General features: G+C 66.4%; 13 protein-coding genes. 4 read left to right on the top strand and 9 right to left on the bottom strand.

Translation table 11 applies throughout. The features are described 5' to 3' along the window. Positions 1-15: 15 nt before the first annotated feature. The 9 genes from QK287_RS04635 to QK287_RS04595 all read right to left on the bottom strand — a co-directional run bounded on the left by QK287_RS04635 (position 16) and on the right by QK287_RS04595 (position 9896). A complete protein-coding gene (locus QK287_RS04635; protein WP_282359453.1) occupies positions 16-1356 on the bottom strand; it encodes an FAD-dependent oxidoreductase in 1341 nt (446 codons plus the stop codon). 2 nt (positions 1357-1358) lie between these two features. Continuing rightward, the gene (locus tag QK287_RS04630; RefSeq protein WP_226773497.1) at positions 1359-1679 is read right to left on the bottom strand and encodes a 2Fe-2S iron-sulfur cluster-binding protein; all 321 of its coding nucleotides are present in this window, start codon (positions 1677-1679) and stop codon (positions 1359-1361) included. Between the two features lie 47 nt (positions 1680-1726). Continuing rightward, the gene (locus QK287_RS04625; protein ID WP_282359452.1) at positions 1727-2500 is read right to left on the bottom strand and encodes an SDR family oxidoreductase; all 774 of its coding nucleotides are present in this window, start codon (positions 2498-2500) and stop codon (positions 1727-1729) included. After that, positions 2493-4361 (bottom strand): PEP-utilizing enzyme, encoded by a 1869-nt coding sequence (locus QK287_RS04620; RefSeq protein ID WP_282359451.1) that lies wholly within the window; start codon positions 4359-4361, stop codon positions 2493-2495. Before QK287_RS04620 ends, QK287_RS04625 begins: the two co-directional genes overlap by 8 nt. A gap of 68 nt (positions 4362-4429) precedes the next feature. Then, positions 4430-5491, bottom strand: a complete 1062-nt coding sequence (locus QK287_RS04615) for a PEP/pyruvate-binding domain-containing protein (RefSeq protein WP_226773494.1) — start codon at positions 5489-5491, stop codon at positions 4430-4432. Between the two features lie 5 nt (positions 5492-5496). Then, positions 5497-6774 carry a cytochrome P450 gene (locus QK287_RS04610; RefSeq protein WP_226773493.1) on the bottom strand — a complete coding sequence of 426 codons (1278 nt, stop codon included), beginning with the start codon at positions 6772-6774 and terminating at the stop codon, positions 5497-5499. Positions 6775-6931: 157 nt separating this feature from the next. Then, positions 6932-7726, bottom strand: a complete 795-nt coding sequence (locus QK287_RS04605; protein ID WP_226773516.1) for an IclR family transcriptional regulator — start codon at positions 7724-7726, stop codon at positions 6932-6934. 111 nt (positions 7727-7837) lie between these two features. Beyond that, the gene (locus tag QK287_RS04600) at positions 7838-8812 is read right to left on the bottom strand and encodes an aldo/keto reductase (protein ID WP_226773492.1); all 975 of its coding nucleotides are present in this window, start codon (positions 8810-8812) and stop codon (positions 7838-7840) included. A gap of 298 nt (positions 8813-9110) precedes the next feature. Further along, positions 9111-9896 (bottom strand): GNAT family N-acetyltransferase, encoded by a 786-nt coding sequence (locus QK287_RS04595; protein WP_226773491.1) that lies wholly within the window; start codon positions 9894-9896, stop codon positions 9111-9113. Between the two features lie 46 nt (positions 9897-9942). On the opposite strand from QK287_RS04595, the gene QK287_RS04590 reads away from it, so the two are divergent. The 4 genes from QK287_RS04590 (at position 9943) to QK287_RS04575 (ending at position 13166) form a co-directional block, all read left to right on the top strand. Beyond that, entirely contained in the window at positions 9943-10428 is a 486-nt protein-coding gene (locus tag QK287_RS04590) for a tetratricopeptide repeat protein (RefSeq protein ID WP_282359450.1), read from the top strand. 104 nt (positions 10429-10532) lie between these two features. Next, positions 10533-11384, top strand: a complete 852-nt coding sequence (locus QK287_RS04585; RefSeq protein ID WP_282359449.1) for a hypothetical protein — start codon at positions 10533-10535, stop codon at positions 11382-11384. A gap of 387 nt (positions 11385-11771) precedes the next feature. Continuing rightward, on the top strand, positions 11772-12386 hold the full coding sequence (locus tag QK287_RS04580) for a hypothetical protein (protein ID WP_226773487.1): 615 nt from the start codon (positions 11772-11774) through the stop codon (positions 12384-12386). Between the two features lie 99 nt (positions 12387-12485). After that, positions 12486-13166, top strand: a complete 681-nt coding sequence (locus tag QK287_RS04575) for a haloacid dehalogenase type II (protein WP_226773486.1) — start codon at positions 12486-12488, stop codon at positions 13164-13166. Positions 13167-13222 lie beyond the last annotated feature (56 nt).

The raw sequence follows: 13222 nt of genomic DNA, 5'->3' as shown, positions 1-13222 counted from the left end.
GGGCAGGCCTGCTGGCTAGCTGTCCGTGGTGATCGTTTTGAGGGGCGTAGTTGGGTCGGCAGCGGCGCCGGCGGGGATGTTGCGCCCTTGGGCAAGGGCGTTTTTGACGGCCATAAAGTCCAGCGGAGCATTAACGCAGTCCGCGGCGATGACCTGGCCCAGGCGGTAGTAGAGAACGCTGAATTTGCCGCGTTCCCTGTCCGGCCGCAGCACCGTCTGGTCGTAGCCGTTGCAGAGCCCGGCGATCTGGAGTTTCAGCTCGGCCTGGTTGGACCAGAACCACGGGATGCCGGCGTATTCCTCGCGCCTGCCGGTGAGCGAGTAGGCGGCCACCTTGGCGTGTTCAATCGCATTGTTCACGCTTTCCAGCCGAATCCGCTCACCCGGTTCCGAGCCGGGCACGGGGTTGGGCATGTTGGCGCAGTCGCCGATCGCCACTGTGGTGCCGTCCGATGCCAGTGCGAAACGGTCCACAACGATCCCGTTGTCCACGGCGAGGCCAAGCTGTTCTGCGAGTTGGGTGTTGGGGCTGACGCCGATGCCCACCAGCACGATCTGCGCCGGCAACACCGTGCCGTCCTGGAGCTCGACGCCGGCGACGGCGACGGCGCCTGCGTTGCCTGCGGCTGCGGTGAAGCGTTTGGCGCTTGTATTGAGCCGGATGTCCAGGCCGCGGGCGCGGTGGGCCTGCAGGAAGTACTCGGCTGTTTCCGCGCCGACGGCGCGGCCCACCAGCCGCGGGCCGAATTCCAGCACGGTGACGTTTTTGCCCATTTTTTGCAGGCTCGACGCAGCTTCGAGGCCGATGAACCCGCCGCCGATCACCACAACATCCTGCGCGTCCCCCACCCTGGCCTTGAGCGCCAGCGCGTCGTCGGCGTTGCGCAGATAGAGCACGCCGTCGAGGTCGCCGCCCGCTATTTCCAGTTTCCGGGCGCGGGCGCCCACCGTGAGGGCGAGGCGCTTAAAGGGGAATTGCCTGCCCGAGGTGGAATACGCGACGCCGGAGCCGTCGGCGTCCTTGTCAATCCTGACAATGTATTCGGCTTTGACCAGCTCCACGTTGTGCTCGGCCCAGTAGTCGTTGGAGCGGAAGATAAGGGATTCGCTCTCCACCGTGCCCTGCAGGAACTCCTTGGACAGGGCCGGGCGCTGGTAGGGCCGGTGGTCCTCATCGCCGAGCAGGGTGATGTGTTCCTCGAAACCGAGCGCCCGGAGCGATACCGCGAGCTGGACGCCGGACTGGCTGGCGCCGATGATCAGCAGGCCGGTGCGGGTCGGGCTCTCAGTTTCGGTACCGGCTGCGCCGGCGGTTCCGGCGGACGCCTGCTGCGCCGCGGCAACATGGGTGCCCATCACTACACCTGCGTTTCCGGGGTAGTGACGAACAGTTCGAGCTCATCGGTGAGGCGGAGCTGGCAGGACAGGCGCGAGTTGTCCGCACGGTCCACAGCGGTGCCGTAAAGCATCTCGTCTTCCATGTCCTCCATGGCCGGAAGCTGCGAGAGGCAGTCCTCCCGGACAAAAACGTGGCAGGTGGCGCAGGAGAGCGAACCGCCGCACTCGGCCACGATGCCGGTGACGCCGTTGCGCACTGCGGTCTCCATGACCGAGTCGCCGGCGTTGCCCTGGACGTCGCGGACTGCGCCCGCGGCGTCGGTGAAATGAACCGTTGGCATTGGTCCTCCTTGGATTGAAAAGCGGAAAGGTGAGGTCAAGGGCGGGGTCAGATGAACTGGCGGCCGCCGTCGACCACCATGGTCTGGCCGGTGTAGTAGGAACTGTCCGGACCGGCCAGGAAAAGGGCCGCGCCCACGATGTCCTCCGGCTGGCTGGCCCGCTTGATGGCGCCCCGGTCCACACCGTAGTTTTCGGCGTCCGCCATCAGCCCGTAGCTTGCTTCGGTCAGGGTGAAGCCCGGGGCGATCGCATTGACCGTGATTCCCCGCCGGCCCAGTTCCTTGGCCATCACCCGGGTTAGGGCCACCACGCCGCCTTTGGAGGCGACGTAGTGCAGCCACTGCTCCGAGCCACTGAAAACGGTGGCGCTGGAGAGGTTGATGACGCGCCCGCCCTCGGGCAGGTACGGGCTCGCGGCCCTCGTGACGAGCCACGGGCCCTTGAGGTTGACGTTCATCACCAGGTCCCATTCGGCCGGGTCGATGTCCTCGAACGGGCTGCGGGTCACTCCGGCGTATACCGCGGCGTTGTTGAGCACAACGTCGATGCTTCCGCTGCCGAAATCCGCGCAGCTTTTCGCCAGCGCCTCGGTGGAGCCGACGCTGGTGACGTCGGCGTGGAGGGCGACGGCATCGGCACCGGTAGCCTGAACCAGCCTGGCAGTTTCCTGTGCACCGTCGAGGTTTACGTCCGCCACCGCCACGCGGTAGCCGCGGCGGCCGAAGCCGAGCGCGAACGCCCGGCCGAGCCCGCCGGCGGCACCGGTGATCAGGACGGTGCGGGCAGGCTGCCCCGCACCGTCCAACTGCGGATCAGACATGGCTGTGGCTGTGCGCGCCCGGTCCGGCGATGACCAGTTCGTCTTCGGCGTCGAGGATCTGGACCGTGCCCTTCGTGCCGTCCACGCGGAGCCGCTGCCCGGTCTTGATTGTGGTGGACGCCGAGCCGGTGCCGGTCACGGCCGGCAGGCCGTACTCCCGGCAGACGATCGCCGCGTGGCTCATCATGCCGCCGATGTCCGTGACCGTGGCCTTGATCTTGCCGAAGATCGGCCCCCAGGACGGTGCCGTGACGGTGGCCACCAGGATTTCGCCCTGCTGCACCTCGGATAGCTGGTCCGCGTCGGTGATGACGCGTGCCAGGCCTTCCACGACGCCGGGTGAGGCGGCCATGCCGCGCAGACCGCCGCCTTCGACTGCTTCGCCGGCCCCAAGCCATTGCTGGACCTGTTCGGTGGTGATGCCCCAAAGCATCCGGGTGAAGGGTTCGGTGATGATCTCCGGCGGGGTGTTCAGTGCCGGGGCGGGCCGGGCGGTTTTGAGCGCATCCACGATCCCGCGGCGGCGCTCGATTTCCTCCGGCCAGTAGTCCGGACCAATGGGCTTCGCGCCGACACCCCATCCGGTGACGAGGTCGAAGAGCGCGTCACGGACCTCGTTGCGGCCAAGGTAGAGCAGGTCGTCCGGTTCGGTCCAGAAGCCTTCAGCCTGCATCATGCGGGACAGTTCGCGGATCTTGCGCCAGAAGACGCCCATGGTCCAGTGCTCGATGTAGAAGTTGTGGTTCTCCACGTACGGGTAGGCGGTGGCGGCAAGGCCGCGCTTGGCGTCGAAAAGTGCCAGGTTTCCGCCTTCGAGCAGGTCCCGGTATTCCCCGATGATGCGGTCGCGTTCGATGATCAGGGCCTCGACGGGCCGCATGATTTCCTGGCCCTCGTCCACGCGGCGGATGTAGTCGGCGATGTAGCCGAGCGGGATTTCCTGGTGTTCGTTCCAGTACTTGTCGTGGCCGTAGAAGCCGTTGCCCACGGTGAAGTTGAACCACGGGTCCTTGGCGGCCTCGTACTGGGCCGTCCAGCGGTCCCCGCCGGGGGCCGCGGCGATGGCCGCCAGGGTGGACCCGACGTCGTCGGTGTTGCCGAAGAGCGACTGCAGCTTAAGTTCGACGGCCAGTTTGGCCAGCCCCTTCAGCTCGTCATCCGGGCGGAAGAGTTCCATGTCCACGCCCTGGACCATCGTGGCGATGGACTGGTCGGGGATGTTGGGGAAGACCTGCTTGCAGAAGTTGAAGAAGTCCAGGTAGGCAATGTAGCCGAGGTTGAGGAACTCGAAGTGGTACTGCCAGTTCTGGTAGGCCAGCTGGATCAGCCGGTCGTAGCTCTCAAGCAGCTTCTCGGAGCCGTCCTTGCCCTTGCCGGAGAGGATGTCCTCGATCGGGACCACGTCCGGGAGCTTGGGGAAGGAGATGGTTTCCATCTCGTCGATGGTCCCCTTGACCTTGATGTGCCACTGCTTGAGGAGCTCGTCCCAGTTCTGGAAGTAGTGGCCAACCCGCTGCTCGAACAGGGGCACCCGCGCGGCGATCTGGTCCTCGGGCACCGGGATGGGCGACATGTAGAGGTAGCCCAGGTGGACCCGGAATTCGATGCCGTTGGCGTTGGGGATCATCAGGTGCCGGGCGTTGTACTGGCCCAGGCACTTGACCGCGAATTCGCCGCCGATGGTCTCGAAGGGCTTGAACACGGTGGGCCAGTGCTGGCTGTCGCAGAACCAGAACTTGGCGTCCTCCTGCTCCTTGAGCTTGTCCTGGAACACCAGGTAGTAAGGGTAGATCTTTTCCCAGCCCTCGGCGCCGGCGGGGACCGCAAGCTCGGAGGGCTTGGGGAAGGATTTCAGGGACATGGCGGTCCTTTCAGTGCGGGCTCGGCGTTGAGCCTGGGTGAGGGAGCGGGATAGGGGGTCAGGACTTGTTAGGTGAGCTGGCGGGGGCTGAGTCCGCTGAAGTAGCCACCAGCGGCAGCAGCCGACGGGACAGTCGGCTTGGAGGAATGCACCGTCTCGGGGCGGGACTGGAGCAGGAGCAGGTTTTCGCCGTCGGGCAGGTCGCCGTCGAGTGCCCATTCGATGTCCTGCGGGCATTTGTAGTGCTTCTCCGCGCGCTTGGCCATCTGCGCGACGGCCGCGAGTTCGGCGTCGCTGAGGCTGCGGCGGCCGCGGCGTTCGGCGTCGACCTCCCGTTCCACCAGGCGGCCGGCCGCGGCGTCGGGGACGAGTTCGGCGTGCTTGTCGCCGAGGTGTTCGAAGATGACGGCCAGGGTGACCTTGTCCAGCATGATGTTGTCCGGGGTGACCTGGCCGGAGACCACCATTTCGCCGACCCCGTAGGAGGAGTCGATGGTGATCTTGGAGCGGTCGCCGTTGGTGGGGTCCATGGTGATCGCGACGCCGGAAACACGGGCGTTGACCATCTTCTGCACCACCACGGCCATCGACAGGCCCTCGTTGGGGATGTTGTTCCGGAGCCGGTAAATGATTGCGCGGGAGGTAAAGAGTGAGGCCCAGCACTGCCTGATGTGCTCGGTGACGGCCTTGACGCCGTCGAGCCAGAGATAGGTGTCCTGCTGGCCGGCGAAGGAGGCGTCCGGGAGGTCCTCGGCCGTGGCACTGGACCGCACGGCGACCGGGACCGGCTCCTCAAAGCGGGACATCAGGGCGTTATAGGCTCCGACGGTGAGCTCGCGCATCGCCTGCGGCACCGGGCGGGAGCAGATGTCCTCGCGGATGGCGGCGGAGACCTTATCCACCTGGCCCATGTCCCCGGGGTCCAGATCGGCAAGGAGCTGGTGGATATGCCGGGTGATGCCGGCTTCTTCCATAAACGCATCGAACTGCGCGGTGGTGACGACGAAGCCGGGAGGGACTGGCATTCCGGCGGAAGTCATAGTGACCAGCGAGGCGCCCTTGCCGCCCAAGTTTTCAAGTTTCGGCTCGATGCCGCCGTCGAAGAACTGGATGTATTCGTTGCTTTGCATGTTTTTTAGGCCTTCCAGCTGACGGGGACGGTCTCGGGAACGCGGAAGGAGAGGTTTTCGCGGAAGGTGGTGGCATCCGGCCTCTCCAGCTGCAGCCCGGGGGCGAGCCGGGCGACTTCCTCGAGGGCGATTTTGGCCTGCAGCTTGGCGAGCATATTGCCCAGGCAGTAGTGGATGCCGAACCCGAAGGACAGGTGTTCGCGGGCATTGGTGCGGGTGATGTCGAAGTCCTCGCCGGAGCTGAACTTGCCCTCATCGCGGTTTGCGGCGCCCATCAGGAGCAGCAGCTGCGAGCCTTCCTCGATCGCCACCCCACCGACTTCGGTGTCTTTGAGGGCTTTGCGCCGCCACCCGACAATCGATCCGGCGTAGCGGAGGACCTCGTCGATGGCCGCAGGGATCGTCTTGGGGTCTGCTACGAGCTGCTTCCACTGCTCGGGGCGGGCCAGGAGTTCACGGAGGGCGTTGGAAATCAGTGTGGTGGTGGTCTCGTGGCCGGCGAAGAGCAGGCTGTAGAGGACGGAGGCGATCTCGTGGTCGGAGATCTCGGCGCCTTCCTGCTGCGATTTCACCAGGTCGGCGGTGAGGTTGTCGCCGCCTTCCTGGTGGGCCACCCTGACCAGGCGGAGGCATTCCTGCCAGTACTCCACGAGGTTGTGGGCGTGCGGGATCTGTTCCTCGTCGCTGAGGTCGCCCCAGGTCATCGCGGCGCGGGAATCACTCCAGCGTTTGAAGGTGTCCACCTGGGACACCTCCGCTCCGATCAGGGTCAGGATGGTGATGGTGGGGACGTCGTAGGCGAGGTCCCTGACCATGTCGCCGCGGTGGTCCGGGCTGGCCAGCATCTTCTCCAGCAGTTCGACGACGTTCTGCCGGATAAAGGGTTCCAGCGCCTTGTAGCGCCGGGGAGTGAAGGCCTTTTGGACCACGGCACGGATGCGGGTGTGCTCCGGCGGCCGGCGGGCGGACAGGCCCGAGTAGGCGGTGAAGCCGCCGTCTTCCATGATCTTCTTTGCTGCGGCGCCGCGTTCGCGGACGGGAGCCTGGGCATTTTCGCTGGAGAAGGTCTGCCAGTCGTCGAACACGGCTTTGATGTCGTCGTAGCGGGAAACAACGTAGAGGCCGATCCGCTCGTCGAACATCACCGGCTGCTCGGCCCGGAGTTCGGCGTACGCCGGAAACGGATCCTTCATCTGGAACGGCTCGTAGCCATGGTGCCCGGCGGGGGCTTCGGCGCCGTGACCATAGGGGCAGCGGCCGGCCGTTTCTGTCGACGATGACATCTGGGCTCCTAGATTTTTGGTCCCGCCGGCAGCGGCAGTGCTTGCCGGGGGTTCTTATTCATCAGTGTGGCCCCGATCACCCGCGCCGGACAGGACTGGCTTCCACTCAGTGGAAGCCAGTTGTCTTCCGTCACGGTGCGACGGCGACGGCGACGGCTCAGGCCGTGCCGGCGAAGTTGCTGCCGAGCAGCGTTTCCAGCGGGATCCGGGCCGTAGCGCGCTCGATCTGAGCGGCGATGCCCCGCAGGACGGGCAGGTGCCGGGTCATCGTGTCGGCCTGGCTGGTTGGCAGAACCAGTCCGATCGAGGCGCCAATCCGGCCGGTATGGAAGACCGGGACGGCGATCGAGCAGGAGCCCAGCCGGACTTCCTCCAAGGTCGTGGCGTAGCCCTGCTCGCGGATCCGGGTCAGCTCCCCGGACAGCTTCCTGGGGTCCACGTGGGTGTGGGCGGTGTGCCGCTCCAGCTGCCGGTTCAGGTAGGCCTCGCGGACCCAGTCCACTTCGAAGGCCAGGATGACCTTTCCGACGGCGGTTGCATGCATGGGCAGCCGGCCGCCGACCCGGGAGGCCCGCGGGACCCGCCTGGAGCCGTAGACACGATCGATGTAGAGCACCTCATGGCCGGCCCGGACCGCCAGGTGCGCGGTTTCGCCGGTGAGCGAGAACAGATCCTGGACGTAGGGACGGGCCGCATCGCGGAGCTGCCGACCGGTGTTTTGGGCCAGTTCCCAGAGCCGGATGCCGAGCTGGTAGCGGCCGTTGGGCTCGCGGGAGAGGAGCCCCCAGTCGGTGAGTTCGTTGACCAGGCGGTGGGCAGTGCTCAGCGGCAGCCCGGACTTTTCGGCAATGTCGGTGAGGCTGAGAGCGCCCCGGGACTTTTCAAAGGCTTCCAGGATGGCGAGGACCTTCGAGGTTACGGTCCTGCCGGGTTCGCGGCTGCCGCCGGCCATCATGACCTCCTCGTCGCGGGCTCAGGGCCGGCCGTCAGCTGGCCGTTCCCTACCCGGAATCGAGTCTAATCGGCACTGGCCGCGGCACGCTCCGAACGAGCCACGGCCCGCCTAGACATCGATGGTGTCCATGTTCGGGTACCTCGCTCCGGCTGCCGCCCCGGCCGGGGCCAGTTCGTCGAGGCGGGCCAGGTCGTCGGGGGAGAGTTCGACGTCGGGAGCGCCCAGGTTTTCGAACAGACGTTCGCGCTTCTTGGTGCCCGGGATGGGAACAATATGCTCGCCCTGGGCCAGCAGCCAGGCAAGTGCCAACTGCGCCGGAGTGCAGTCCTTCGTATCCGCCAACTCCTTCACCCGATCCACGAGCTGTAAGTTGCGGGTGAAGTTTTCGCCTTGGAAACGCGGGGAATGCCGGCGGAAATCGTCCGCCGCAAAGTCGTCAGGGCTGCGGAATTGACCGGTCAGGAAACCTCGGCCGAGCGGGCTGTAGGGGACAAAGCCGATGCCAAGCTCGGCGAGGACCGGGATTATCTTGGTCTCGGGCTCGCGTTCCCACAGCGAATATTCGGTCTGCAGGGCCGTGATCGGGTGCACCGCATGTGCCCGGCGAACGGTGTCCGCGCTGGCTTCGGATAACCCCAGGTGCCTGACTTTTCCGGCCTGAACCAGCTCAGCCATGGCTCCGACGGTTTCCTCGATCGGGGTGGCCTTGTCGACGCGGTGCTGGTAATACAGATCGATATGGTCCACGCCCAGTCGCTGCAGGCTCGCGTCGCAAGCGGCCCGCACGTAGTCCGGGGAGCCGTTGATGCCGACCCAGGATCCGTCGGCCCGGCGTTCGTTGCCGAATTTGGTGGCGAGCACCACGTCCTCCCGACGGCCGGCAATAGCCCGGCCAACAAGCGCTTCGTTTGTGAACGGGCCGTACATGTCAGCCGTGTCCAGCAGGCTGCCGCCGGCATCGAGAAAGGCCTGGATGGTTGCGATGGACTCTTTTTCCTCGCCACGACCGTAGAACTCGCTCATGCCCATGCAGCCCAGCCCCAGGGCTGAGACGGTGAGTGAACCGAGAGTGCGGGTTTCCATAGATTTCTCCTCAGTCAGATCGGCATGGCGGCCACCGGCGTCCCGTTCCGGAACCTGATGGGACTTGTGTCCCGGCTGCGGGACGTCGCCCAGGTGGCAGGTGGCCACTCTAGGCCCATCCGTCCTGGGGTACAACAAAAATCCGATTCGGCTGCGCTTGCGCGGTCCGCTGCGACTCGCGTCCGGTCGAATCGGCGCGTCCGGTCGAATCGGCGCGGCGGACGAAGCAACAGCACAGCAAAGCAGGCCCGACGTCGGCCGACCGCAGAGCAGCGCTCTCGGACGGGTTTTCTTCGCCTCAGCGCCGCCAGCGGTACGGCGTCGTCGTCGACACCCGGAGCAGGCCGTAGCGTTCCAGGATCGGCCGTGAATATTCGGTTGAATCGCTGTGGATGAGCGTTTTGCCCAGGGTCAATGCGGCGCGGGCCCGGGCCGCGGTGAGAGCGCGGTAGATGCCCCGGCCGCGCCACTGGCTGAGTGTTGCCCCGCCCCAGATTCCCGCGAAGTCAGTGCCTGACACCGGCTCGAGGCGGCCCGCGCTGACAATCAGCCCCTGATGTTCGGCGACCCACAATTCCATCCCGTCGCGGCGAGCCATCCGACGCAGGACTGCTGCAGCGTTTCCATCGGAGACGGGACTGCCAAAAACCCTGTCCTGCATGGCGTTCATGGCCCGGATGTCCTGTTCCTCGGTCACTTTTCGCAGGCTCACACCTGGTGGAAGATCCACCTCGACGCTCAGTTCGCTGGCCGGCCCGATCATAATCGACTCGGTCTCGTCGGGCTCGAATCCGTGCTTCAGCAGCGCCTCGTGGAGTCCGGGCGCATGATCGTGACCGCGGGTTTTCCATTCGATCCGCACAATGGCCGGATCGCGGCGGTAGAACGCCAGCGCTTCGGCCACCCATCGCGCGATCGTCTCGGCGCCGGCCCCAGCAAGGTCTTGGTAGGTGACGAAACCTCGTCCGCCCTCGAAGGTCACGAGCCGCAAGGGTCCCAGCCGCTCCACGGCGGCCGCGCCGGGGGTCTCCGCGTCCGTGCGGAGCTGCTGGTCGTACCTCTTGAGGAGTCCTGAAATCGCCATCGCTCCACGGTACAGCGGCCGGAGGGGGCGCACGTAGGATCGGCACATGACAATTGACGAGTGGGAGCGCAGCGTAGCCGCATTCTGGACGGCCTTCGAGGCAGCACCGAGTGACGCCGACGACGTCATCGAGGAACTGGACGAGCTCGCTGCGGCTTCGCCGGCAACCGACGGCCGGGCAGACTTCGAACGCGCCTGTATCCGCGATTCAACCGGCCGGACTGCAGATGCCGTCTCCTTCTATGACGCCGGGCTTGCTGCCGGGCTCGACCCGATCAGGCGGACCCGCGCCTGGGTGCAAATGGCCAGCTCCGAGCGCGCACTCGGACACACTGACGAAGCTTTGAGGATCCTCTCCCGCACCGACCCGCACGCCTTGGGCGGAGCCCCCGGCGCGGTGCGGGCCCTGGCCCTGCGGGACGCTGGCCGGCACGACGAAGCCCTCCGGGTCGCACTCGAAGCACTCATTCCACATCTGCCGAGGTATCAGCACTCCATCGCGAACTACGCGAGGCTCCTTACAGACGGCTAGCGCCGAACCGGCAACTCCTCCCGAAACCGCCACAACCGGAGGGTATCCCCCACGTCCGTGGACGAAGGCCCGTTGCCGGCTCAAGCGGGGTCCCGGACGGCATAATGGCGGGACCGGCATCCCGCCAGCAGAAGGTGCCGGCAACGGCGGGCAGGGACACGGCAGCAGCTCTCCTGATCGGGCTCCTGGCGGGCATCCTCGGCCTGGCGCCGTGGCTGATCACCGGCGCACGCCTGCCGCTGCAGAACCTTTGGGGCTCGCAGCTACTGCCCGGACAGATGCCCCTGGCCCTTCTGCCGCTTAGCCAGTACGAAGCCACCACACTGGTGTCGTTAATGACCACGGGCGCTGCGGCAGCCGGCCTGGCGGTCCGGCGCTGGTCCCCGGCGCGCCGTCGCCTGGTCACATGGTGCGCCGCCGGGGGCGTACTTCTGGTGCAGGCAACAGCAGCGATCCAGGCATTTAATGTGGTCGGCGAGGGCTTGGCGCCCAGTGCGTTGTCACGCCTCTACCTGGCTGGCCTGCTGGCTGGAGTGCTGGCCGCAATCGCCGCCGGGCTGGTGTTGCTCTTTCTCCTCGCAGCCCGTTCTCCGGCCTTGGTCGCGTTGGGGGTTGGCCTTGCGGCCGTTCCGTTTGTGTCCTGGGTGGCCTCCGCAGCTGCCGAAGTGGCTGGGGTGGCCAACGCTCCCGTATGGCTGACCTTGCTGTGGCGCTGGTTCCCCGCGGTGCTGGTCGGCGTTGCCCTGGCGTGGTGCGGGCTGCGCCCTGCGGTCCGCGCTGTGGTGTGGGTGGTGGACCTGGGCCTGCTCTGGGTGGTCCCCGCAGGGTTCACAGCAGTCAGCAGCGTCCTGGGCACACGGGTGCTGGGAGGTGACCTCGGGCGCATGGCTTTCCCCAACCTCCGGGTTAGAAGATCCTCGGGGCCAGCCGGGGACCTGTCTAGACTGGCCCAATGAGGTCGAATTGGGGGATCTTTCGCTCTGCCGCCGTGCTGGTGGCTGCTGCCCTGCAGTTGACCGCCTGCGGCAGCACCGACGTCGTATGCCCTGCCGTCGGGTGGGTCAGCACCATCACTCCCTTCACCATCCGCAGCACCCTTCACCTCAGCCCGGACAGCGATCAATTCCTGGTTGTTCACCGTCCGGGGCCAATTGCCCGAGGACGTAAAAACTCGTGTGCTCACCCAAGACGGCACCTTGCTCGCCGGGCTGGAATCCCGGCCGGAATGGACCAGGGCGGGTGGGTCGGAAGAATGCGGCGGTCCCATGACCACGCCGCCCATCACCCTCCAGCTCCCGCACCGGCAGCAGTAGCAGCCTTGCCCGCCGACGAAAGGATCAGCCATGACCTTCTTTCAGGACTTCCCGGTACCGCCCACTCCCCCGCGCGGGCGGGCGGTGAGGTACGTCCCGCCGGTCTGGGCCGGCGCCCCGCCCTACGAGCTTCCGGCGGTTGTCCAGATCGGTCAGTTCCTGCACCGGAGCCCGACATTGGTGATGGCAGTCAAGAGCGCCGATGTCTTTTCAACGGGTTGTTCGTTCGATGTGTCATGGACCATCCGCCGGGGCGACCAGACCGATGCGGAGTGGGCGGATCTCAACGACGTGTTTTTCCGGCCCGGATCCGGCCCCCGAAGGGGCTCCGGGGGAGCTTCGATGCTGCACTTCGGCGCGGCTTTCCCTGACGGCTCAAAGTCCAGCACCAGCGCGCATCCGCACGGATTCTTCGAAGGCCCCGGGGAGCCTGCTCCGCCGGTCCTCCTGATGCGAAACGGAGGCGGGAGCGGCGGCGACGACGAGCTCTCCGGCTCCGGCTCGCTCTGGCTCTGGCCGTTGCCACCCGCGGGGAAACTTCGGCTGGTTGCCGAGTGGAAAGACTTCGGCCTGGCAGAGTGCTCCATTTTCCTGGACGGGTCCCGGCTGCGTGACGCCGCTGCCGGAGTGCAGAAATTCTGGTGAGCTGCGCATCGCAGCGCCCGGGCACCCGCCTGCGGCACCCCCCGCCGGGAAGGCGGCAGACTGGGTCGGGGGAGCTGCACACGACCACAAGGAGAATCCATGACCACCGCAATCTCAGTCATCGTCTTTGACGTCAATGAAACCCTCTCTGACATGTCCGCGATGGGGGGACAATTCAGCGACGTCGGGGCGCCGGCTGAGTTGGCCAAGCTCTGGTTCGCGACCCTGCTGCGTGACGGCTTCGCGCTTACAGCCAGCGGAGACAACGGATCGTTCGCCGCGATCGGGGCGGAGGCACTTCGGGGACTTCTGACCGGGGTGGAGCTAAACCGCCCAATGGACGCGGCGGTCGACCATGTTATGGCCGGGCTGACCGGTCTCAAGGTACATCCGGACGTCCCCGCGGGGATTACAGTCCTCGCCGCTGCCGGGTTCCGGCTGATCACCCTCAGCAACGGCTCTGCCCGGATCGCCGCGAAGCTGTTCAGTGGGGCTGGGATCCGTGACGAGTTCGAGGCGCTGCTCTCGGTCGAGGATGCGCCGGCCTGGAAGCCGGCCCGCAGTTCCTACGACTATGCGGCTGCCGCTTCGGGCGCCGCCCCGGCGGACATGCTGCTGGTCGCCGTCCATCCGTGGGACATCCACGGCGCAGCCCGTGCCGGGCTGCGCACCGCATGGCTAAACCGGTCAGGGAGCAGCTACCCGGGCTATTTCGAGTCGCCAGATTTTACGGTCAATGCCCTGACCGAGCTTCCCGGAGTGCTGGCCGCAGCGCACTAAAAAAGCAGCGCCGAGCCCCTCAGCTGAGCTGGCCCGGCGCTGCTTGCGGGTCGCAG

The sequence above is a fragment of the Arthrobacter sp. AL05 genome (genome assembly GCF_029960715.1).
In the GTDB taxonomy this organism is placed as follows: Bacteria; Actinomycetota; Actinomycetes; order Actinomycetales; family Micrococcaceae; genus Arthrobacter.
Note: the sequence above shows the minus strand (reverse complement) of the source record. Positions and strands in the feature narration are given on the sequence as shown.

Bases quoted from the DNA above. Each gene is read 5' to 3' on its own strand.
- QK287_RS04635 (WP_282359453.1), bottom strand. From the start codon at position 1,356: ATGGGCACCCATGTTGCCGCGGCGCAGCAGGCGTCCGCCGGAACCGCC.
- QK287_RS04630 (WP_226773497.1), bottom strand. From the start codon at position 1,679: ATGCCAACGGTTCATTTCACCGACGCCGCGGGCGCAGTCCGCGACGTC.
- QK287_RS04625 (WP_282359452.1), bottom strand. From the start codon at position 2,500: ATGTCTGATCCGCAGTTGGACGGTGCGGGGCAGCCTGCCCGCACCGTC.
- QK287_RS04620 (WP_282359451.1), bottom strand. From the start codon at position 4,361: ATGTCCCTGAAATCCTTCCCCAAGCCCTCCGAGCTTGCGGTCCCCGCC.
- QK287_RS04615 (WP_226773494.1), bottom strand. From the start codon at position 5,491: ATGCAAAGCAACGAATACATCCAGTTCTTCGACGGCGGCATCGAGCCG.
- QK287_RS04610 (WP_226773493.1), bottom strand. From the start codon at position 6,774: ATGTCATCGTCGACAGAAACGGCCGGCCGCTGCCCCTATGGTCACGGC.
- QK287_RS04605 (WP_226773516.1), bottom strand. From the start codon at position 7,726: ATGGCCGGCGGCAGCCGCGAACCCGGCAGGACCGTAACCTCGAAGGTC.
- QK287_RS04600 (WP_226773492.1), bottom strand. From the start codon at position 8,812: ATGGAAACCCGCACTCTCGGTTCACTCACCGTCTCAGCCCTGGGGCTG.
- QK287_RS04595 (WP_226773491.1), bottom strand. From the start codon at position 9,896: ATGGCGATTTCAGGACTCCTCAAGAGGTACGACCAGCAGCTCCGCACG.
- QK287_RS04590 (WP_282359450.1), top strand. From the start codon at position 9,943: ATGACAATTGACGAGTGGGAGCGCAGCGTAGCCGCATTCTGGACGGCC.
- QK287_RS04585 (WP_282359449.1), top strand. From the start codon at position 10,533: ATGGCGGGACCGGCATCCCGCCAGCAGAAGGTGCCGGCAACGGCGGGC.
- QK287_RS04580 (WP_226773487.1), top strand. From the start codon at position 11,772: ATGACCTTCTTTCAGGACTTCCCGGTACCGCCCACTCCCCCGCGCGGG.
- QK287_RS04575 (WP_226773486.1), top strand. From the start codon at position 12,486: ATGACCACCGCAATCTCAGTCATCGTCTTTGACGTCAATGAAACCCTC.